This window comes from Streptomyces sp. NPDC046862, from assembly GCF_040704615.1.
In the GTDB taxonomy this organism is placed as follows: domain Bacteria; phylum Actinomycetota; class Actinomycetes; order Streptomycetales; family Streptomycetaceae; genus Streptomyces.
Window position 1 is genome coordinate 84,996 of the sequence record NZ_JBEYXP010000042.1, and the last position, 20,431, is coordinate 105,426.

At 70.2% G+C, this 20,431-nt stretch carries 19 protein-coding genes and 2 tRNA genes; 10 read left to right on the forward strand and 11 right to left on the reverse strand.

The genetic code is table 11. From position 1 onward, the window contains the following. Positions 1-2 precede the first annotated feature (2 nt). The 3 genes from AB0959_RS36575 to AB0959_RS36585 all read left to right on the forward strand — a co-directional run bounded on the left by AB0959_RS36575 (position 3) and on the right by AB0959_RS36585 (position 2,603). Complete coding sequence (locus AB0959_RS36575; protein ID WP_366831064.1) at positions 3-767, forward strand: YcnI family protein; 765 nt, start codon at positions 3-5, stop codon at positions 765-767. Between the two features lie 206 nt (positions 768-973). Beyond that, complete coding sequence (locus AB0959_RS36580; protein ID WP_366831065.1) at positions 974-1,744, forward strand: hypothetical protein; 771 nt, start codon at positions 974-976, stop codon at positions 1,742-1,744. Between the two features lie 250 nt (positions 1,745-1,994). Further along, positions 1,995-2,603, forward strand: coding sequence for a sigma-70 family RNA polymerase sigma factor (locus tag AB0959_RS36585; RefSeq protein ID WP_366831066.1), 609 nt, complete (start codon positions 1,995-1,997; stop codon positions 2,601-2,603). A gap of 149 nt (positions 2,604-2,752) precedes the next feature. Here the strand turns inward: AB0959_RS36585 and AB0959_RS36590 are convergent, their stop codons facing one another. The 3 genes from AB0959_RS36590 to AB0959_RS36600 all read right to left on the reverse strand — a co-directional run bounded on the left by AB0959_RS36590 (position 2,753) and on the right by AB0959_RS36600 (position 5,320). Further along, the gene (locus AB0959_RS36590; RefSeq protein ID WP_366831067.1) at positions 2,753-3,367 is read right to left on the reverse strand and encodes a helix-turn-helix domain-containing protein; all 615 of its coding nucleotides are present in this window, start codon (positions 3,365-3,367) and stop codon (positions 2,753-2,755) included. Positions 3,368-3,477: 110 nt separating this feature from the next. Continuing rightward, entirely contained in the window at positions 3,478-4,254 is a 777-nt protein-coding gene (locus tag AB0959_RS36595; RefSeq protein ID WP_366831090.1) for a DUF3152 domain-containing protein, read from the reverse strand. A gap of 454 nt (positions 4,255-4,708) precedes the next feature. Next, entirely contained in the window at positions 4,709-5,320 is a 612-nt protein-coding gene (locus AB0959_RS36600; protein WP_366831068.1) for an ABATE domain-containing protein, read from the reverse strand. A 128-nt stretch (positions 5,321-5,448) separates the two neighbouring features. On the opposite strand from AB0959_RS36600, the gene AB0959_RS36605 reads away from it, so the two are divergent. Further along, entirely contained in the window at positions 5,449-6,213 is a 765-nt protein-coding gene (locus AB0959_RS36605; protein ID WP_366831069.1) for an MBL fold metallo-hydrolase, read from the forward strand. 56 nt (positions 6,214-6,269) lie between these two features. Here the strand turns inward: AB0959_RS36605 and AB0959_RS36610 are convergent, their stop codons facing one another. Next, a complete protein-coding gene (locus AB0959_RS36610) occupies positions 6,270-6,680 on the reverse strand; it encodes a VOC family protein (protein WP_366831070.1) in 411 nt (136 codons plus the stop codon). 285 nt (positions 6,681-6,965) lie between these two features. Continuing rightward, the gene (locus AB0959_RS36615; RefSeq protein WP_366831071.1) at positions 6,966-8,159 is read right to left on the reverse strand and encodes a helix-turn-helix domain-containing protein; all 1,194 of its coding nucleotides are present in this window, start codon (positions 8,157-8,159) and stop codon (positions 6,966-6,968) included. Between the two features lie 266 nt (positions 8,160-8,425). Between AB0959_RS36615 and AB0959_RS36620 the strand changes: the two genes are divergently transcribed. Both AB0959_RS36620 and argG read left to right on the forward strand, forming a co-directional pair. Next, the gene (locus AB0959_RS36620) at positions 8,426-10,213 is read left to right on the forward strand and encodes an FAD-binding dehydrogenase (protein WP_366831072.1); all 1,788 of its coding nucleotides are present in this window, start codon (positions 8,426-8,428) and stop codon (positions 10,211-10,213) included. A 206-nt stretch (positions 10,214-10,419) separates the two neighbouring features. Further along, positions 10,420-11,865, forward strand: coding sequence for an argininosuccinate synthase (gene argG, locus AB0959_RS36625; protein WP_366831073.1), 1,446 nt, complete (start codon positions 10,420-10,422; stop codon positions 11,863-11,865). Between the two features lie 150 nt (positions 11,866-12,015). On the opposite strand, the gene AB0959_RS36630 is transcribed toward argG, so the two are convergent. Beyond that, positions 12,016-13,251: a SpoIIE family protein phosphatase gene (locus tag AB0959_RS36630; RefSeq protein WP_366831074.1), complete on the reverse strand. Its 1,236-nt coding sequence runs from the start codon at positions 13,249-13,251 to the stop codon at positions 12,016-12,018. A 241-nt stretch (positions 13,252-13,492) separates the two neighbouring features. On the opposite strand from AB0959_RS36630, the gene AB0959_RS36635 reads away from it, so the two are divergent. Further along, the gene (locus AB0959_RS36635) at positions 13,493-14,149 is read left to right on the forward strand and encodes a maleylpyruvate isomerase N-terminal domain-containing protein (protein ID WP_366831075.1); all 657 of its coding nucleotides are present in this window, start codon (positions 13,493-13,495) and stop codon (positions 14,147-14,149) included. A gap of 251 nt (positions 14,150-14,400) precedes the next feature. On the opposite strand, the gene AB0959_RS36640 is transcribed toward AB0959_RS36635, so the two are convergent. The 5 genes from AB0959_RS36640 to AB0959_RS36660 form a co-directional block, all read right to left on the reverse strand. Then, a complete protein-coding gene (locus AB0959_RS36640; protein ID WP_366831076.1) occupies positions 14,401-14,625 on the reverse strand; it encodes a hypothetical protein in 225 nt (74 codons plus the stop codon). Between the two features lie 6 nt (positions 14,626-14,631). After that, a tRNA-Gly gene (locus AB0959_RS36645) sits at positions 14,632-14,702 on the reverse strand. Positions 14,703-14,905: 203 nt separating this feature from the next. Further along, positions 14,906-15,454, reverse strand: a complete 549-nt coding sequence (locus AB0959_RS36650; RefSeq protein WP_366831077.1) for a hypothetical protein — start codon at positions 15,452-15,454, stop codon at positions 14,906-14,908. A 391-nt stretch (positions 15,455-15,845) separates the two neighbouring features. Further along, entirely contained in the window at positions 15,846-16,694 is an 849-nt protein-coding gene (locus AB0959_RS36655; RefSeq protein WP_366831078.1) for a hypothetical protein, read from the reverse strand. Positions 16,695-16,905: 211 nt separating this feature from the next. Next, positions 16,906-16,977: transfer RNA gene (locus tag AB0959_RS36660), tRNA-Arg, on the reverse strand. Positions 16,978-17,153: 176 nt separating this feature from the next. Between AB0959_RS36660 and AB0959_RS36665 the strand changes: the two genes are divergently transcribed. The 3 genes from AB0959_RS36665 (at position 17,154) to lysA (ending at position 20,420) form a co-directional block, all read left to right on the forward strand. After that, the gene (locus AB0959_RS36665) at positions 17,154-17,648 is read left to right on the forward strand and encodes a response regulator (RefSeq protein WP_366831079.1); all 495 of its coding nucleotides are present in this window, start codon (positions 17,154-17,156) and stop codon (positions 17,646-17,648) included. Positions 17,649-17,862: 214 nt separating this feature from the next. Continuing rightward, positions 17,863-19,005 carry an ArgS-related anticodon-binding protein NrtL gene (nrtL, locus tag AB0959_RS36670; RefSeq protein WP_366831080.1) on the forward strand — a complete coding sequence of 381 codons (1,143 nt, stop codon included), beginning with the start codon at positions 17,863-17,865 and terminating at the stop codon, positions 19,003-19,005. Between the two features lie 23 nt (positions 19,006-19,028). Further along, a complete protein-coding gene (lysA, locus tag AB0959_RS36675) occupies positions 19,029-20,420 on the forward strand; it encodes a diaminopimelate decarboxylase (RefSeq protein WP_366831081.1) in 1,392 nt (463 codons plus the stop codon). Positions 20,421-20,431: the final 11 nt, after the last annotated feature.

Below are 20,431 nucleotides of genomic sequence, written 5' to 3' on the forward strand. Positions count from 1 at the left end.
CCATGTCCTCGACACGCACCACCCTGCGCCGCGCCGGAGCCGTCACCGCCCTGACCGCCGCCGCCGTCCTCACCGCGGCGGGCGCGGCCTCCGCGCACGTCACCGTCCATCCCGAGAGCTACGCGAAGGGCGCCACGGACGGCGTCCTGGCCTTCCGGGTCCCCAACGAGGAGGACACCGCCGACACCACGAAGGTGCAGGTGTTCCTGCCCACCGACCACCCCGTCCTCGGCGTGCTCGTCAGGCCGCAGGACGGCTGGACCCCCAAGGTGACCACCACCAAGCTCAAGACCCCCGTGAAGACCGACGACGGCACCATCACCGAGGCCGTCTCCGAGATCACCTGGACCGGAGGGACGATCCGGGCCGGGCAGTACGAGGACTTCGACGTCGCCTTTGGTCAACTGCCCGACAGCACCGACCAGTTGACCTTCAAGGCGCTCCAGACCTACTCCGACGGAAAGATCGTCCGCTGGATCGAGGAGGCGCAGTCCGGCGGGGAGGAGCCGGAGGACCCGGCGCCGGCCCTGAAGCTGACCGCCAAGGGCGCCGCGTCGGACGGTGACGCCGCCGCTTCGCCGTCATCCGCCAAGAGCACGTCGTCCGCGAAGAGCACGTCGTCCGCGAAGAGCACGTCGTCCGCCTCGGACGCGGGCGACTCGACCGCTCGTGGCATCGGTGTCGCGGGGCTGGTCGTGGGCGTTCTGGGCCTCGCCGCAGCGGTGTTCGCGATCGTCCGCGGCCGATCGGGCGGGGCTCGGTCCTGACGGTTCGGGCCGCCCTGGGACGCATGCTGGGCACCTGTCCCGCTCCGCGCGGGCGCACCCAGTGCTGTGCCTCGGCGGCCCCAACCTCCCCCGGTTTCCGGCACGTTGCTGTGGTACGGATCACGCCTGTGGGATTGAGCGCCGTACCCTGTGGATTTCCGTACCTGACTGTGACAGCCGAGACGCGGGTGCAAGGATGAGCCGCCATGACTGCTGGACGGTGTTCTCGCGCGCTGAGGGCTGCGATGTTCGCGGCCGTCTGCGTGCTGTTCGCCGTGCAGGGGCACGTGATGACGTCCGGTGTCGAGGTGCCCTGGTGGGCGCTGTTCGCCGGGGCCCTGGCGACGGGCGGGACGGTGTGGTGCCTCGCCCACCGTGAACGCGGACTTCTCGCCGTCGGTTCCGTCGCGGTCGTCACCCAGGTGGTCCTCCACGCGCTGTTCTCGCTCGCCCAGGCGGTCGAGCGGCCGGAACCGGCCGGCGGGACGTCCCTCGCCGAGCGGTGGGTGCGTTACGTGCTGTGCTCACCGCCGGGGGCCGATGACGGGGCCGACGGCGCGGCCACAACCGCGCATTCCGCGGGCCACGGCGGCGCCGGCATGTCGTCTGCGGGCTCGTCCCTCATGGACGCGTCGGGGTCGATGGCCTCGATGAGCGGCATGGACGTGACGGGCCACGCGGGGCATGCCATGGGCGGCATGTCCTCGACGGCCATGCTCGTGGCCCACCTGGTCGCCGCTCTGCTGGGCGGAGTGTGGCTCGCCCACGGCGAGCGCGCCGCCTTCCGCATCCTGCGGGTACTCGCCGGATGGCTCGCCGCCCCCCTGCGTCTGCTGCTCCGGCTGCCGACGCCGCCGCACCGACCACGCGTCCGCGCCCGCGCCCGTACCGGCGGCTCGGACCGCCTGCTGCGGCAGCTCCTCCTCGTCCATGCCATCACTTCTCGGGGTCCGCCCGCCGGGACCGCTGTCCTCTGACGACAGCTGGTTCCCCGGGGCCGGACCCGGAGGCGTCGCCGACTCCTCGCTTCACGCACGTCGCATGTAGCACGTCGCATGTAGCACGTCGCATGGCGCAAGTCGCGTGTCGCTTCTCATGTTCGCCGACTCTCCGCTCCTCGCCTCGGGCATCGGTCGCGCACGCCCGTGCGGCCGTACGTCATCGACCACCGGAACCGCCGCGCCCCGTGCGCCGCTCCGGTTCCAGGACTCCCGAGAAGGACACCAGGTGTTCACTCCTGCCCTGCCGACCCCCCTGCCCGCGTCCCACGACGAGTCGATAACCGCCTGGGCGCTCGCCGCGCGCGGCGGCGACGCCGACGCCGTGGAGAAGTTCGTCCGCGCGCTGCACCGGGACGTCGTCCGCTACGTCACCTACCTCGGCGCCGACCCGCAGACGGCCGACGACCTGACCCAGGACACCTTCCTGCGGGCTCTGGGCAGCCTGCACCGCTTCGAAGGCCGCTCCTCGGCGCGCAGTTGGCTGCTCTCCATCGCCCGGCGCGCCGTGATCGACAGCATCCGTTACGCCGCCGCCCGGCCCCGACTGTCGGACACCGACGACTGGCAGTCGGCGGCCGAACGCGTCCAGCCGCGCGGCCTGCCCGGCTTCGACGACGGGATCGCCCTCGCCGAACTGCTGGCCGCGCTGCCCGACGACCGCCGTGAGGCGTTCGTGCTGACCCAGTTGCTGGGCCTTCCCTACGTGGAGGCGGCGCGCGTCAGCGGCTGCCCGGTGGGCACGGTCCGCTCCCGCGTGGCCCGAGCGCGCTGCTCACTGATCGAGTCGCTGTACGAGGCGGAAGAGCCGCGGCTGGAGGCCGCGGCCGCCGCCTGACGAGCCGTAGCCGTACGGTGGCCGCCGCCCGCCCCCGCGCCGGGCGGCTGCCACCAGGGCCGGCCCCGCGCGGACGGGCCGACTCAGGCCCCAGGGCCTCCAGGCCTCAGGCCCCCAGGCCCCACGCCCCACACCTCAGGCCCCACACCTCAGGCCCCAGACCCCAGGAGCTCGCGGGCCAGCGCCCCGCTCCACCACCCCTCAACCCGCTCGGGCGACCAGCCGCGTTCCGTGGTGAGCGTGGCGTAGACGTCGATGTTGCAGAGGGCGGCGTACACGTCGACAGCGGATGGTACGTCCAGGCCCTCCCGGAGGACGCCCGCCGGCCAGGAGGAGAACACCCGTACCCGGGTCTCGTCCCCCCGCTCGCGGCCGTCGCGGTAGGCCGACGCCAACTCCGGCTCGGTACGGCCCGCTTCGCGGATCAGCGTGATGATGTCACCCGCGCGCTCGAACAGGCGGCGGTCGTAGCCGGCCATGGCCGCGAGCTGTCGCCGGGGGTCCGTCGTCGGGGCCTCCAACTCGGCGAGCATGCGGGACGCGTCGGCCGTCAGGTCGGCGGCGTCGGCCAGAGCCCGGGCCAGCCCCGTCTTGTTGCCGTACGCGGCGTAGACCGTGGGCACGGAGACGCCCGCCTCCTGTGCCACGGCGCGTACGGTCGTCCTCGCCCACCCCTGGCCGACGAAGAGTCTGCGGGCGGCGTCGGCGATCTCGGCCCGAGGAGTGAGGTCTTGAGGGGCGCGGGGAACTGCGCGATCAGCCACGCCGGACCCGCAGCCGCCCACGGACAGAACCCGGCAGGCGCGACCCGCCTGAGCGGCAAAGGGCGAGCTGAGGGGCAAGTGGCGCGTGGAGCGCCCCTGGTGGGCTCCGCTCAGGAAACGGCGGGCCCGGTGATGAACTGCCCCTTCTCGTCGTACGGCCAGACGTTGGGAACGCAGCCGTTCATGCCCTTGATCTGCTGCATCATCGCGGGCGCCGGTTTGCCCTTGCCGGGGCACCCGGTATGGCCGTGGCCGAGGTAGTGACCGAGCTCGTGGTTGATGATGAGCGCGCGATAGGCCGTGACGTCCTTCGCGTACACGGGTGTTGCCAACTGCCAGCGCTTGAGGTTGACCATGACGTCGTCTCCGGCGCTGCAGTTGTACTCACCGCCGGTGTCCAGCCCGGACTTCCCGCAGACGGCGTCGACGGTGCCGGGTGTCGCGACCCGGACGACGAAGTCGGTGGCGCCACCGGAGACCCGCTGGAACGCCGACCGGCCGTCCGTCGTCCAGCCGCGTGGGTCGGCCAGGATGCGTTCCACCTCCTCGGCGACGTCCTCGGTGGACAGCTCTATGCCGTCCTCGACGTCGACCCGGTAGCGCAGGGTTCTGCCCTTGCCCACCTTGGCACTTCCGCCGGAGGCCGAGGTGTACGTTCCCGGCCCGCTGGAGGGGATGTCGATGCGGGAGGGGGCCGACGTGCCGGGCTTTGCGGCGGAACTCGGCGTGCCCGAGGGGCTCTTGGGAGCAGTGGGGCTCGGCGTGGTCCGGGACGGGGCGGACGTGGGCCTGGCCCGCGTGGTGGACGCGGCCTCGTCCGGTAACTCTCCCTTGTCTCCCGACGTCCACCCCACGGCGGCGAATCCGGCGGCCCCGAGAACGGCCACCACCGCCAGGCCTCCCAGCCAGGGCCCCTTGCCTCGGCCGCCTCGAATCCCTCGTTGACCTCGTCGCCCGGTGGCTTGCGCCCGACCGCTCCGACGGCGACGGGAGTTGGAAGGTTTGGCTTTATGCGCGGTCATGTTCTTTCAGAGTGTGATGAGCGTGTGATCGGATGTGGCTGAACTGATCACGAAACGATAACGGAAGATCAGTGCGGGCGTGGCGCTTCCTGGGAGCGGCGCGGGCGACGGCCGTGTGCGGCTTCTCACAGGTGGCTGCCCTGCCGGGAGGTATGGCGGGGAGGCGGCCCTGTCGGAGGGCTGGTGTGGAGAGGAGGCGGCCCTGTCGGAGGGCTGGTGTGGAGGGGAGGCGGCCCTGCCGGATGGCCGGTGTGGCGGGGTGGGGGAGCGGTCCTGTCGGACGGTCGGGCGGGAGGAGTTGCTCGGCCGGGAGGCGGAGTCAGCCGGGCTGCTGCCCTCGCGTGCGGCGGGCGTACGCACGGGCGGCTCGGGCGCGGTCACCGCAGCGGGTCGAGCACCAGTGGCGGCGGCCGTGGCGCAGGAGGTAGCGGGTGCAGGGGGCCGAGGGGCAGGCGGTGAGACGCTCGGCGTCGGGGCCGGTGAGGAGGTCGGCCGCGTCCGTGGCCAGCGCGGCCAGGGCGTGATCGAGGATCTGGGTGACCGGATGGGAAGCGGCGCGGTGGAGGCCGCGGGTGGGGTCCCAGTGCAACAGGGCCGCGGCGGGGGCCTTGGTCATCGCGCTGTTGAGGGCGTTCAGGGCGTCGGCGGGAGCGGGGTGGCCGTCGACGTGGGAGGCGAGCAGGGCGCGGATCTGCTCGCGCAGTGAACGCAGTTGGGATGCGCACATGTCCCGCAGTCCCGCGTCGGCCGGTGCGAGCCCGCGCTGGAAGAGCCACTGGTTCGTGGCGGCGGGCGTGCCGAGGAGGTCGATGAACTGGCCGCCGGGCAGGGCGATCGCGCTGTTGGCGAAGTCGAGGGCGGGGTGCCGCTCGGCTCCGGGCGCCGGTGGCGGAGTCGGGTCGTCGATCGTGCTCTCCTGCATGACTCTCATGGTATGGCTTGCACCCATCCGTGAGAAGCGACTACCGTCCCTCACGGATGAGCAACTCGCTATCCGTGAGACTCCATCCGTGAGATCTCTGTCCGTGAGATCTCCATCCGTGAGAGGTGTGAGCCTTCGTGACGACTGCCGCCCACGAGCAGATCCCCGCCCGCCTGCTGGGCGGCCCGACCGTGCTCCTGGAGTACGGAGGGTTGCGTCTGCTGACGGACCCCACCTTCGACGAGCCCGGCGAGTACCCGATCACCGAGGACTTCTCCCTGGTCAAGACCGCTCCCGCCCTGGTGGGTCCCGCCGACCTGGGGCCCGTCGACGCCGTCCTGCTCTCGCACGACCAGCACGCTGACAACCTCGACCACTCCGGCAGGGAGCTGTTGTCGTCGGTCCCCGTCACCTTCACGACCCCCAGTGGTGCCGGACGGCTGGGCGGCAACGCCCGAGGGCTCGCGGACTGGGAGTCCGCCACGCTGCACCGCCCCGACGGTGGCAGCGTCACCGTCACCGCCGTACCGGCACTGCACGGCCCCGACGGCCTCGCACAGCGGGTCATGGGCGATGTCGCGGGCTTCGTTCTGAGTGCCGACGACCTGCCGACCGTCTACGTCAGCGGTGACAACGCCTCCCTGGACGCCGTTCAGCGGACGGCCGACCGCTTCGGCCCGGTGGACACCGCGGTGCTGTTCATCGGAGCGGTCAGGTCGCCCAGGGTCGGTGGTGAACTGATCACGATCAACAGTGCGATGGCGGTCGAGGCGGCGAGGATACTCGGCGCCCGGCGCGTGGTCGCCGCGCACATGGACAGCTGGGAGCACTTCCTGGAGGGCCGGGACGACGTCGTCAAAGCGTTCGAGACGGCCGGACTCTCGCACATCCTGCAGGCCTGATACGCCCACTCGTTCGGTAAGGAATCCGGCCGCCGGCAGGGTGAAAGCGACGGCGGTCAGCCGGACGACTGGGTGATGTTGACCATCCACGGAATGCCGAAGCGGTCCGTGCACATGCCGAAGACGTCACCCCACATCTGCTTGTCCAGCGGGACGGCCACGGAGCCGCCGGCGGACAGCTTCTCCCAGTACCCGCGCAGCTCGGCGTCGTCGTCGCCGCTGAGGCTGATCGAGAAGTTGTTGCCCGGGTTGTGGTCTCCGGTCGGGGTGTCGGCACCCATCAGGGTGAGGCCGCTCGGGGTCTCCAGCATGCCGTGCATGATCTTGTCGGCGTCCGGGGTGTCCGCCTGGCCGAACTGGCCGTACGTGTTCAGCGCCAGGTCGCCGCCGAAGACCTCCTTGTAGAACTCCAGCGCCTGGCGGGCGTCTCCCGCGAAGCTGAGATACGGGTTGAGTCGCGTGGCCATGAATACCTCCTGTACGGGGTAAACCTCGGATTTCCGAGGCTAGCGCCGACCACTGACAACGGCCCGTTCACCGAAGTCACGGCAGGGCCCATTCACCGGAGCCACGGCAAGGCCCGCCCGCCCCCGGAGCCACGGCACACCCGTCACCGGAGCCACACCATCCGCGACTCACGCCATCCGCGACTCACGCCATGCACGACTCACGCCATGCACGACTCACGCCATGCACGACTCACGCCATGCACGACTCACGCCATCCGCGACTCACGCCACCCGACACCCAGGTCACGAGGACTCCTGGCGCCCCGAGAGGGAGTCCGCGTCCGCGCGAAGCCACGTGGTCAGGGCCCACCACCAGTGCAGCGTGCTCAGCGGTCCGGAGCGGTACTCCGGGGAGGGGTCGGCCAGTGACTCGCCCGTGAGCTGCTGGAGCCGGCCGAGCCGGTAGCGGACGGTGTTCGGGTGCGTGAACAGGGCCGCCGCGGTCTGATCCAGCCGACGGCCGTTGTCGAGGAACACCCGGGCGGTGAGCGCGAGTTGGCGGTGGAACCCGTCGGACCGGTCCAGGCCGTCCAGCAGCCGCTCGCCCAGCAGGGAGCCGAGCAGTGGCTGGTCCGCCAGGGCGATCTCGGCGGCGAAGTCGGTGAGCTCGTACAGGCCCCGCCGTTCCTGTCGCCCACCGATACCGACGGCCCGTACACAGAGCCGGTACAGCGGGCGCAGCCCGTCGAGCGGAGCTGCGGGCGAGGCGACGACGAGGGCGCTCTCGCCGATCTCCTCGCCCCTGGGGATCCGGGGGCACAGCGCCACCAGACGCCCCTCCACCAGCCCGGACACCCCGCGGCGTGCCGACAGCCGGCGCGCGAGGAGGCGTGAGCGGGCGGGGTCGCCGACGTCCGAGACCAGACAGTGGTGCGTGCCGTCCGGGCGCAGCCCGGCCCTGGCCAGTTCCTCGGCGGACGGGACGACACCGCCGACCAGCAGTTGCCGCAGCAGCCTCGTCCGGTTCTCGCTCACGCCGTGCGGTGTTCTGCCCCGCTCGGCGGCGCGGTATCCGTTGATGACGTGGCGTTCGACCGCGTCGCCGTACTCCTTCAGACGGAGGACCACGGTCAGCAGCGTGCTGTCGGGCACTCCGGCAGACCGGCAGCGGTCCAGGGTGATCTCCACCGCGCGGGTGAGCGCCGCCTGGACACCGCGCACCACCGCGGTCATCGGGACGCCCTGGCCCGCCCGGTCGGCACCGAGCAGCAGGGCGGCGGCGAAGTCCTGTTCCTCGACCCGGCCGAAGGTGGCGAACCAGGTGCCGGCCGCGCGGATCAGGGCGGCGGCATGCGAGTGGGTCTCCGCCTCGGTGAGCCGGGCCACCTCGGGGGAGTGGGTTCTCGCCGCGTCGACCAGTTCGCCGCACACGTCCCTGTCGGCGGCCATGGCCCGCAGGATCCCGGCGACCGGCTCGCGTTCGTGAACGACCGTCATGAGCCCCTTCCCCGCTCCGGGCAATGTCGCCGGGCCACAACGAAAGATCCCCGCGTTGACGCCCGGCAACTACCGCACCGTCGCGGCGGCCTGCTTTCCTTGGCGGCTACCGACGGTAACAGGGTGGCGGTCGGAACGACACCCTCCCCTTGCCCGCAACCCGTTTGTCCCGCAACCCGGTTGTTCCTCGACCTGCTTGTGCCTCAACCCGGTTGTCCCGCAGCCCAGTTGTCCGCACCCTGCGCACCTCTCCCGGAAGGCAGCCCATGGAGAACGCAGCATCGCCTGCCCTGATCAGCCGCCGCGGCGCCCTGACCGCGGCGGGCGGCGTGCTCGCCGGAGCCGCCCTCGCGTCACAGACCGTACCGGCGTTCGCGGCCGAGTCGCAGGACGCCGACGCGATCGTCGTCGGCGGCGGGCTCGCCGGACTCGTCGCCACGGCCGAACTGGCCGCGGCGGGACGCAAGGTGCTGCTGCTCGACCAGGAACCGGAGGCGAGCCTCGGCGGTCAGGCGTTCTGGTCCTTCGGCGGCCTGTTCTTCGTCGACTCCCCCGAACAGCGGCTGATGGGCATCAAGGACTCCAAGGACCTGGCCTGGCAGGACTGGTTGGGCACGGCCGGCTTCGACCGCGGTATCGACGACCCGTCGGGCCAGGACCACTGGGCCCGCAAGTGGGCCGAGGCGTATGTCGACTTCGCCTCGGAGGAGAAGCACGACTGGCTCGCGGGCCTCGGGATGCAGTGGTTCCCGATCGTCGGCTGGGCCGAGCGCGGCGGCGGCCTCGCGGACGGCCACGGCAACTCGGTGCCCCGCTTCCACGTCACCTGGGGCACCGGCCCGGCGGTCGTCGAGCCGTTCGAGAAGAAGGTGCGGGCCGCCGTCGAGGACGGGAAGGTGACCTTCAAGTTCCGGCACCGCGTGGACGACATCGTCACGACGGGCGGCGCCGTCACCGGCGTACGCGGCGCGATCCTGGAACCGAGCAACGCCCAGCGCGGCAAGCCCAGTTCCCGTACGGTCGTCGGCGAGTTCGAACTTCGCGCACCGGTCGTGATCGTCACCTCCGGGGGCATCGGCGCCAACCACGACCTCGTACGGCAGAACTGGCCCGCCCGCCTCGGCACCCCGCCCAAGTCCATGATCACCGGGGTCCCGGCACACGTGGACGGCCGCATGCTGGCGATCACCGAGAAGGCGGGCGGGCGGATCGTCAACCCGGACCGCATGTGGCACTACACCGAGGGACTCAGGAACTACGACCCGATCTGGCCCGGCCATGGCATCCGCATCCTGCCCGGCCCGTCGTCCATGTGGTTCGACGCGACCGGCAAGCGCTTCGGCACGCCCGACATCCCCGGTTACGACACCCTCCACACCCTCAAGTCGATCACCGACACCGGCTACGACTACTCGTGGTTCGTCACCACCCAGAAGATCATGGCCAAGGAGTTCGCGCTCTCCGGCTCCGAGCAGAACCCGGACCTCACCAACAAGAACGTCTGGCAACTGCTCTCTCGTATCTGGCAGACCCCCGAGCCGATCGAGAAGTTCAAGAAGAACGGCGTGGACTTCGTGGTCGGGACGACCCTCTCGGAACTCGTCAGGGGCATGAACAAGCTGACCGGCGACAACCTGATCAAGCTGGACGACCTCAAACGTCAGATCGACGCCCGCGACCGGGAGATCGACAACCCCTACACCAAGGACGTCCAGGTCATGGGCATCCGCAACGCCCTCGCCTACCCCGGCGACACGCTCAGCCGCACGGCCTCGGCCCACAAGATCATGGACTCGAGCGCGGGGCCGCTCATCGCCGTACGCCTCAACATCCTCACCCGCAAGACCCTCGGCGGCCTCCAGACCGACCTCTCGGGCCGCGTCCTGAACGACGCCGGCAAGGTGATCCCCGGCCTGTACGCGGCCGGCGAGGTCGCGGGCTTCGGCGGAGGCGGCGTCCACGGATACCGCTCCCTGGAGGGCACCTTCCTCGGCGGCTGCCTGTTCTCCGGCCGCCAGGCGGGACGGGCGGCAGCGGAGGCGACGGCGACCTGAAAGCCGAAACAACGACGACCTGAAAACCAACGTGGTGGCGACCTGCAAGCCCAGGTGGTGGCGACCTGAAAGCCAAGGCGGTGGCGACCCGAAAGCCCAGGCGGCCGGAGTCCTGAACGCCGGGGCGACGGCGACCTGAACGCCGAACGCAGGGAAGGTGACCTGAGGGCTTTGCATGATCATGCGAAAGCATGCATACTCTTCCCATGTCCAAGGTCCTCACCTCCCTCCCCGCCGGCGAGCGCGTCGGCATCGCCTTCTCGGGCGGCCTCGACACCTCCGTCGCGGTCGCGTGGATGCGGGACAAGGGTGCCGTCCCGTGCACCTACACCGCCGACATCGGCCAGTACGACGAGCCCGACATCGCCTCGGTGCCCGGCCGTGCGCAGACCTACGGTGCCGAGATCGCGCGGCTGGTCGACTGCCGCGCCGCGCTCGTCGAGGAGGGCCTGGCCGCGCTCACCTGCGGGGCGTTCCACATCCGCTCGGGCGGACGCGCGTACTTCAACACGACCCCCCTCGGCCGTGCCGTCACCGGCACGCTCCTGGTCCGGGCGATGCTGGAGGACAACGTCCAGATCTGGGGCGACGGCTCGACCTTCAAGGGCAACGACATCGAGCGGTTCTACCGCTACGGCCTGCTCGCCAACCCGCACCTCAGGATCTACAAGCCCTGGCTCGACGCGAACTTCGTGACCGAGCTCGGCGGCCGCAAGGAAATGTCGGAGTGGCTGCTCGCCCACAAGCTGCCCTACCGCGACAGCACGGAGAAGGCGTACTCCACCGACGCCAACATCTGGGGCGCCACCCACGAGGCCAAGACCCTGGAGCACCTGGACACCGGTGTCGAGACCGTCGAGCCCATCATGGGCGTGCGGTTCTGGGACCCCGAGGTCGAGATCCTCACCGAGGACGTGACGGTCGGCTTCGACCAGGGCCGCCCGGTGACGATCAACGGCAAGGAGTTCGAGTCCCCCGTCGACCTGGTCATGGAGGCCAACGCCATCGGCGGCCGCCACGGCCTCGGCATGTCGGACCAGATCGAGAACCGGATCATCGAGGCCAAGAGCCGCGGCATCTACGAGGCCCCCGGCATGGCCCTGCTGCACGCGGCGTACGAGCGCCTGGTCAACGCGATCCACAACGAGGACACCCTCGCCCAGTACCACAACGAGGGACGGCGCCTCGGCCGGCTGATGTACGAGGGCCGCTGGCTGGACCCGCAGGCGCTGATGATCCGCGAGTCGCTGCAGCGCTGGGTCGGCTCGGCCGTCACCGGCGAGGTCACGCTGCGGCTGCGGCGCGGCGAGGACTACTCGCTCCTCGACACCACGGGCCCGGCGTTCAGCTACCACCCGGACAAGCTGTCCATGGAGCGCACCGAGGACTCCGCGTTCGGCCCGGTGGACCGGATCGGCCAGCTCACCATGCGCAACCTCGACATCGCCGACTCGCGCGCCAAGCTGGAGCAGTACGCCGGCCTCGGCCTGATCGGCACCGGCAGCCCCGCCATCGGTGCCGCCCAGGCGGCCGCGACCGGCCTGATCGGCACCCTCCCGGAGGGCGGCGCCGAGGCCATCGCCTCCCGCGGCGAGGTCTCCGAGGAGGACGCGCTGCTGGACCGCGCCGCGATGGAGTCCGGCACGGACTGACGGCCCCGCCCGGCGGCGACACACCACGGCACCACGGCGAAGGACCGGCTCGACGCCATAAGGCACCGAGCCGGTCCTTCCCGTTTCCCGACCCCCTGGACCTCTGACCCTCTGGACCTCTGACCCTCCAACCCTCTGGACCTCTGGTCTTCACAGCCGGAGGACGATGAGGGCGGTGTCGTCCGTGGTGCCGGTGGGCGGCAGGAGATCGGCCAGGAGAGCATCGGCCAGGACCTCGGGATCGGAACGCCGGTGACGGGCGAGAGAGTCGGCGAGGCGGTCCAGCCCCTTGTCGATGTCCTCGGTGCGGCGCTCGATCAGTCCGTCCGTGTACAGGACCAGGGTGGAGCCCTCGGTGAAGGACGTACGGGCCTGGGGGCGAGGGACGTGTTCGGGCCGGGCGCCGAGAGGCGGGTCGGTGGCCTGGTCGAGGAAGACCACGGAGCCGTCGGGCCGGAGCAGGGCGGGCGGAGGGTGACCGGCGCAACTGTAGGTGATCGACTGCTCGTCCCAGTCGACGAACGTCGTCGCCGCCGTCGTCGACTCGGCGCCGTCGACGGAGCGGGCGTACAGGCCGAGCGCGTCCAGGGCCTGGGCCGGACCCGCGGCGACGCGGCAGGCCGCACTCAGCGCACTGCGCAGCTGCCCCATGGCGCCGGCGGCCGCCAGCCCGTTGCCGACCACGTCACCGACGGCGACCGCGAGGCTCTCACCAGGCAGGTCGACCAGGTCGTACCAGTCGCCGCACACGTTCAGGGAATCGACGGCGGGCCGGTAGCGCACGGCCGCCCCGTGCGCCACCGGCCCGGTCGCGCCAGGCGGCGGCAGCATCGCCGCCTGTAGGGCGAGGGCGACCTCGCGCTCGTGGGCGTGCGCCCTGCGCAGCCGTTCGTTGACCTCCTGCAGTTCCCGGGCCCGCGTGTACAGCTCGGCCTCCAGCACGCGCGCCTGCCGGTCGCCGCCCCGCCGGCCGAACGCGCGGATGAGCTCGGTGACCTCCTCCACCCGGTGCACGATCAGCTCCACCCGCCCGTCGGGGCCGCGGACGGGCGCGTTGACCGGGCTCCAGTAGTGCTCGTCCCAATGGCCGGGCCGAGCGGGATCCTCGATGTCGTAGCGGAGCAGCGCCATCGTGTCGCGCTCGCCGGTGGCCGCCACGCGCAGCATCGAGGCCTCGGTCTCGCGCATGCCGGCCGCGGCGGGTTCGTTGGGGTTCTCGGGGAAGACGTCGAAGATGTAGTGGCCCAGCAACTGCTCCCGGGTGCGCCCGGCCAGCCGCACGAAGTCGTCGTTGGCGTCGGCGTAGACCAGGTCAGGGGTGAGCAGCGCGACCATGCCGGGCAGGCCCCGGAAGACCGCCGCATAGTCGATCTGCGGTTGGCTCATGACCCGCCTGCCTCCGCGCCGAGCATCACCGTGCTGTTCCACGGCCGAGCATGACTGTGCTGTTCCACGATAGGAGCGAACACGCCACGCGGCCCGCCCACCGCACCAGCCGGGGTACGAGAGGACCGGCCGACGGTCAGGTCCCCACGCAAGGACGCCCCGTGCCCCGTGCCCCGTGCCCCGTCCGTGGCGCCGGCGAAATCGGTCGCCGCGGCGATCACACGATTGCTAGCTTGCGGACGTGGACCTCTTCTCACACGCCTGGACGGCGTTACGCACGGCGGTCGCCGAACTCCCGGACGAGGACTTCACCCGCCCCTCCGGCTGCACCGGCTGGCTCGTACGGGACCTGGTGTGCCACCTGATCATCGACGCCCAGGACGTCCTGATCACCCTCGTCACCCCCACCGACAAGGAACCGACACGCGACGCCCTGACCTACTGGGACGTCACCGACACCCCGCCGACCGGCGACGACCCGCTCGACGCGCTGACCGTGCGGCTGGCGGCCGCGTACGAGGAGCCCTGGCTGCTCAAGTTCCACCTGGACGACGTCGGCTCCGCCGCCGGCCGCGCCGCCGCACTCGCCGACCCGAACCTCCGGGTCGGCACGCGCGACGAGGTGATCACCGTGGCCGACTACCTCTCCGCGTACGTCATGGAATGGACCCTGCACCACCTGGACCTGACCGCCCACCTCCCGGACACGGCGGACCCACCCCCGGAGACCCTCGCCCGCTCCCGCGACATGCTGGAAAAGCTCGCAGGCACGGCGTTCCCACGATCGCTCCCCGACAAGGAAGCCCTACTGATCGGCACCGGCCGCCGCACACCGACCGAGGCGGAGAGGACCGCCCTGGGCGACCTGACCGCGAAACTCCCGCTGATCCTCGGCTGAGCTGCCGTCATGGACCTGTCCGACGAGGGCCAGGCCCTGGGCCCCCTTGGATCGAGGCCGAGATCGTCCTCCTGGCACGGCTCAGGAGGCCGCTTCTGTCCCAGACGTATGAGCAGGTCACAGACCTTTGACCGCTGGATGGGCGATAGCCCGTCCATAGATGGTCCGCGGGGCGTGGTTGCCTGACACCCCTCGATGCGAACTACGGGCAGGGAGGCTGATGAAGTCTCCAGCCCTGCTCCGGGGTGTCGTTAGTTCCGTTTGAGTACCCCGCTGAGTCCTGCCGCCAGGGCCGTGGTCAGTATCCAGCCAGTGCCGGAGAGCAGCCAAGAGCAGTACAGGGCGTTGCCGCTGGGCATCCATGCCTTCTGCTGTCCGAGGTCGACGATCGGTACCAGGACGTCGAGAGTGTAGGCGATCGTGTGGATTGCCGGGGCCGGGGCCGGGGCCGGGGCCGGGGTGCCGGTGGCGGTCATGTGCGCTGGGTGGGCAGGATTCGAACCTGCGACACCCCCTTTGGGAGAGCGGCTGGAGGGCTGTGCCGCTGGCCTCGTGCCTCGCTACCTGGTCAGGCGCTTGCAACTTATCCAAAGTGCACCATCTTTGACCGTGACTGACCCCTGCATCTGGCACGAACCTCGGCCCACGGCAGCCAGCCACGATGGTGCGCTGGCTGATCGGGTTGTCGGTGCCTTGCTGCGCCTCCCTGATGGCTGGCCGCCACGCGACTCAGAAGATCTCCGAAAAGCAGAGCCTTCAAATCCTGGATGCGCGGTCAGCCGTGTCGGGAGCATCCAGGGCGGCACGAGCCTCGGCCTTGAAGCTCGCCACAGACTGATTGACCTGGTGGTGCATGGCGGCGCTACTTGGGACATCGTCCCGCGGCGGGGCGCCTCGTGCAGCACGGAGCTCAGAGACAATGACAGAGGCTTGCCAGTCAGCGATCGAGCGCATGACGGTGTCGGCTCGCGCCGCCACTTCTGGGGGCCCTTCCAACTCAACGATGAACAGTGCTCTTTCGATGCTCCGGATGAGCTCGCGGAGTCTGTCAGCTGATCCCTCGGGCATGGCCTCGCCGAGCAAGGTCCGCTCGCGGTAGGAACGTCTCCACTCGTTGAACCGGGCAATGGAGTCGAGGAAGGCGGCATAAGCGTCGCGGCGCACTTGGCGTCGCCAGTGGGCATGCTGGCTTCGTGACTGGTACCTACCGGTCAATCGAGCGGCCACCACCGCTCCGCCAGCGCCGACGATTGACGCCACGATGCCCGCCACCGCCCCCACAAAAGCGATCTCCCCTGCGCCCATGGCGGCATTGTGCCCTCAGAGGTGACTGGACACGCGTGAGATGACACGGTGGGTGCAACTGCCGAGATGCCGTGCCCGGCGGACCTGTGGCCGGCAGCGTGAAGGCCATCAGCTTGGGAAGCTGCGATCATTTGGGATCGGTTCGGCTGTTGACCGGGCGTCTGACCGCAACGCGGCCTCATCCCGCCCGGCTGCTTTCACCGTGATTCCCCCCTGTTCCCCGCTCGATCTGGTGCGCTTGTGGTGCGCGGATGCTTCGCATCTGGATCAGATACGGATGCCTCGGCTCGCCATATGGCTACTGCTACCTCGGTCTAGGAGGTTGTGCTGCGTCGATTCGCGCACTCCGCTGAATGGTTGTATCTGCCGTTGCAGAGCTGCCATAGGGAGCTCAGTTGTGCAGTTCCAATTTCGCGGCTCGGACGAAAATCACTTCGTCGTCATCGAATTTACCAGCAGCATCGAAGTACCTGCTGCTTAGCATTGGGGGACGGGGCGAGTGCCCCTCTATGAGTGCCTCGAACTCTTGGGAGTCGAGGGCGTTGGGCGGCAAGGCGCTCTCGGCCTCACGGCAGGATCGCTCGGCGGCTCGGGTCTCTCGAGTCTCGTGTTCGTCCAGGTCGGCGGAATCGAGAGGGGCCGCCGAGCGGAGACGGCGCAGATGAGAAAGCGCCTGTATGAGCCTTTCAGCGGAGGCAGTCACGAGCGGTTGCTGATCATCCAGCATTCTGTGGAGCTTTCCCAGCGCTCTCTCGAAGGTGGCCTGCTCACCTAGGTACATCGCCATCGACTTAGCAGCATTGGTCATCCCTGCGGCAGGCGCAGCTACGTCGTCGGGACCCTCCAGTTCGATGATTGTTTGAGCCGCCCTGAGCGCCGCGAGAGCATCGTCAACAGCCTTCTTCCCGGCTCCGATGCTCTCCGGCGGAAGTTCTTCCGCGTTGTCCGCGACAAATCGCTCGCCCACCTCCACTACTCGGTGCGCTGCAAGTAGAAAGGAAGCGTAAGCCTCCCGCTGGATGCCATGACGCCACTGCCTATGAGCGGCGTGTGTCTCGGCGTGGACAGCGTCCAGTGCTGCACGGTAGGTAGATTCGGCTTGAGCCAAGCCCGTCTTATTGGTGGCCTCTGCCGCGCCCAACGCGGCTTTCATCTGCCATCGGCCTACGAGCACTGTGGTGGGTATCGACATCAGCGCCACTACGGCTGCGGAGATCGCACCTATCCCCTGAAGATCCATGCCCGTCATGGTGCCGCAACCCAGAGACGCAGCCCGACTGTGAGGCCCAGCTGCGCAAGGCGCGGTCGTGTCCCCACACGCCACATGCCACACGCCACACGCGAGCAGTGCGCAACAACGAGAAAGAACGGGACCCAGTGAGACTGGGGCCCGCTCTTTGAGTTAGGCATCTGCGCCGGTCAACCACATCATCGTGCTGGTTGAGGCGAAGTGCCCCCGGCAGGATTCGAACCTGCGCACACGGCTCCGGAGGCCGTTGCTCTATCCCCTGAGCTACGGGGGCGGTGTCGGTGGCGCGGTATGCGCGGCGACGGGTAGAACCCTACCAGCTTCGAAGGGAAGGTCATGAACGGGTTTCCGGGGGAGTGAGGGTGGGGCTGACCTGGGGGAGGGCGCACGGACGGGGTGGAAGTGGGGAAAACCCGGACGCGGCGGTGGGTGTCGACCTACTCTCGAGTTGTGCCAGGCGCGTCCGGCCGGGTGCTTGTTGTGGACGACAACAAGGTCATCCGGCAGCTGATCAGGGTCAATCTGGAGCTCGAGGGGCTCGAGGTGGTGACCGCGGCCGATGGTGCCGAGTGTCTGGATGTGGTGCACCAGGTTCGGCCGGATGTGATCACCCTCGACGTCGTCATGCCCCGGCTCGACGGTCTTCGTACCGCCGCCGGGCTCCGCAACGACCCCCGCACCCGGAATCTGCCCATCGCCATCGTCAGTGCTTGCAGCCAGTACGAGGTCGAGACCGGGCTCGAGGTCGGTGTCGACGCCTTTCTCGCCAAGCCGTTCGAGCCCGTTGAACTCGTGGGACTCGTCAAGGAGTTGATCGAGCGGGGCGCGCGCGGTCAGCAGGTGGAGGAGGTCGGTGGAGGGTGCGAGGGCGACTCCCGGTTCCGCCTCGGTGGTGGCACGGGCACCGGCACGACCACATCCGTCGGTGGGCCGCGAGCCGAGTAGGTAGTTCGGTGGGATCCGGTGCCGTCCGGCGGTCGGGCGGCGCGGTCCGATCCAGTCAGATCCGGTGCTGTGGTGCGGTCCGGTGCTTCGGTGCGGTCCGGTGGTTTGGTGGCGCCCCTCGGTCGCGCTTCCCTTCACCCCCTCCCGTCCACATCCCGGACCCTCCGCCAAACCAGCTCGCCTACCCACCCCCCTCCTCCCATACGCTTGTCCCGTGACCCCCGTCGAGCTCTCCCGTACCGTGCTGCGCGCGGTGCGTCGTGCTGTGGATGAGGGGGAGCTGAGCGTGGCGGTGCCGGAACGGGCCGTGGTGACGCCGCCGGGGCCCGGTGGGCGGGGGGACTACGCGACGAACATCGCGTTGCAGTTGGCCCGGCCCGCCGGTCGGCCGCCGCGGCAGGTGGCCGAAATCCTGCGTCCCCACATCAGCCGCACGGAGGGCGTCGCCGACGTCGAGATCACCGGGCCCGGTTTCCTCAACATCCATCTCGACGGTGCCGCCACCACGGCGCTGGTCCGCAGCATCCAGGGCCGGCCTCACCAGGGAGTCCAGCAGCAAGCCCCGCACGGAGCCCCGCAGCAAGCCCCGCACGGAGCCCCGCAGGACGCCTCACCGGCAACCCCACCGGTCCCCTACGGCCACACCGACGACCTCTGCGGAGAAGTCGTCGAGCTCCGCATCCCGTACGACATCCGCGCCGAAGTCGTCGCCGACGCCCTCGTGCGGATCATCGCCAGTCAGGGCGGCCGCGTCGAGGTCGAGCACGCCGAACCCGTGAACCTCAGGCCCGTACCGGCACCGGAGGACCCCGCACCGCTCGGGCCCGACGCCGCTCGCTGGGCGCTGCTGTACCCCGCCGCCCACGACCGGCCTCGAGTCACCGCCGACCTCCTCGTGCAGCGCGCGAGCAACCCGCTCTTCCGGGTCCGTTACGCCCACAGCCGCGTCCGGGCCCTCCAGCGCAACGCCGCCGCCCTCGGCTTCACCAGCACCCCCGGTGACGTACGAGATGTTCGGCGAGGTGTTCAGCACGACGCGCCGCACGACGCGCCACAGGACAGTCCGTCCGCCACCCGGCCGGAGACCTCCGACGCCACCACCCCCCTCGTCACCGCCCTCGCCGAATACCCCCACGCCCTCACCCACGCCGCCACGCACCGCGCCCCCGACCGCCTGGCCCGGCACCTCGTCACCGTCGCCGACGCCCTGCTCGTCTTTCAGCACACGGTGCTCCCGCGCGGCGAGGAGAAACCCTCGGCCGCCCACCGTGCCCGGCTGGCCCTCGCCGAAGCCGCCGGGACGGTGCTGGCCGGTGGCCTGTCCCTGCTCGGCATCGACGCACCCGAACACCTCTAGCCGATAGAGAGCCAGCCAAGAACATGAGTCGTTCCGCACACCCCGCAGGGCCCCGTCACGCCGACGTCCTCCCCGAGGGCCACTACTCCGCCCCGCCCGCCGACCTCAACACACTCGACCCCAAGGTGTGGGCCCAGACCGTCAGCCGCGGCGCCGACGGCGTCGTCACGGTGGGCGGGGTCGATGTGAAGGCGCTGGCCGAGGAGTTCGGCACGCCCGCCTACTTCGTCGACGAGGCCGACTTCCGGGCCCGGGCGCGCGCCTGGCGCACCGCCTTCGGGCACGACGCCGATGTCTTCTACGCGGGAAAGGCCTTCCTCTCGCGCGCCATCGTGCGCTGGCTGCACGAGGAAGGGCTCAACCTGGACGTGTGCTCCGGCGGTGAGCTCACCACCGCCCTCTCCGCCGGCATGCCCGCCGACCGCATCGCCTTCCACGGCAACAACAAGTCCACGGCCGAGATCCGTACGGCCATCGAGGCCGGCGTCGGGCGGATCGTGCTCGACTCCTTCCAGGAGATCGTGCGGGTCGCGCACATCGCCCAGGAGCTCGGGAAGCGGCAGCGGGTGCAGATCCGCGTCACCGTCGGAGTGGAGGCGCACACGCACGAGTTCATCGCCACCGCCCACGAGGACCAGAAGTTCGGGATCCCGCTGGCCGGCGGGCAGGCCGCCGAGGCCGTACGGCGTGCCCTGCAGCTCGACGGGCTCGAACTCATCGGCATCCACAGCCACATCGGGTCCCAGATCTTCGACACGTCGGGCTTCGAGGTCGCCGCCCACCGGGTTGTCGGGCTGCTGAAGGACGTCCGTGACGAGCACGGCGTCGAGCTTCCCGAGATCGACCTCGGTGGCGGGCTCGGTATCGCGTACACGAGTGACGACGATCCCCGCGAGCCGCACGAGATCGCCAAGGCGCTCACCGAGATCGTCAACCGTGAGTGCGAGGGAGCCCGCCTGCGTACCCCCCGCATCTCCGTCGAGCCCGGGCGCGCGATCGTCGGGCCGACCGCCTTCACCCTCTACGAGGTCGGCACCATCAAGCCGCTCGACGGGCTCCGCACGTACGTCTCCGTCGACGGCGGCATGTCCGACAACATCCGGACCGCGCTGTACGACGCCGAGTACAGCGTCGCCCTGGTCTCCCGGGCCAGCGACGCCGAGCCCATGCTCGCCCGCGTCGTCGGCAAGCACTGCGAGAGCGGGGACATCATCGTGAAGGACGCGTTCCTGCCCGCCGACCTGGCACCCGGTGACCTCGTCGCCGTGCCCGCCACGGGCGCGTACTGCCGCTCCATGGCCAGCAACTACAACCACGCGCTCCGCCCGCCCGTCGTCGCCGTCAACGAGGGCGAGGCCCGGGTGATCGTCCGCCGTGAGACGGAAGAGGACCTCCTGCGCCTCGACGTCGGCTGAGCCCAGGCCGT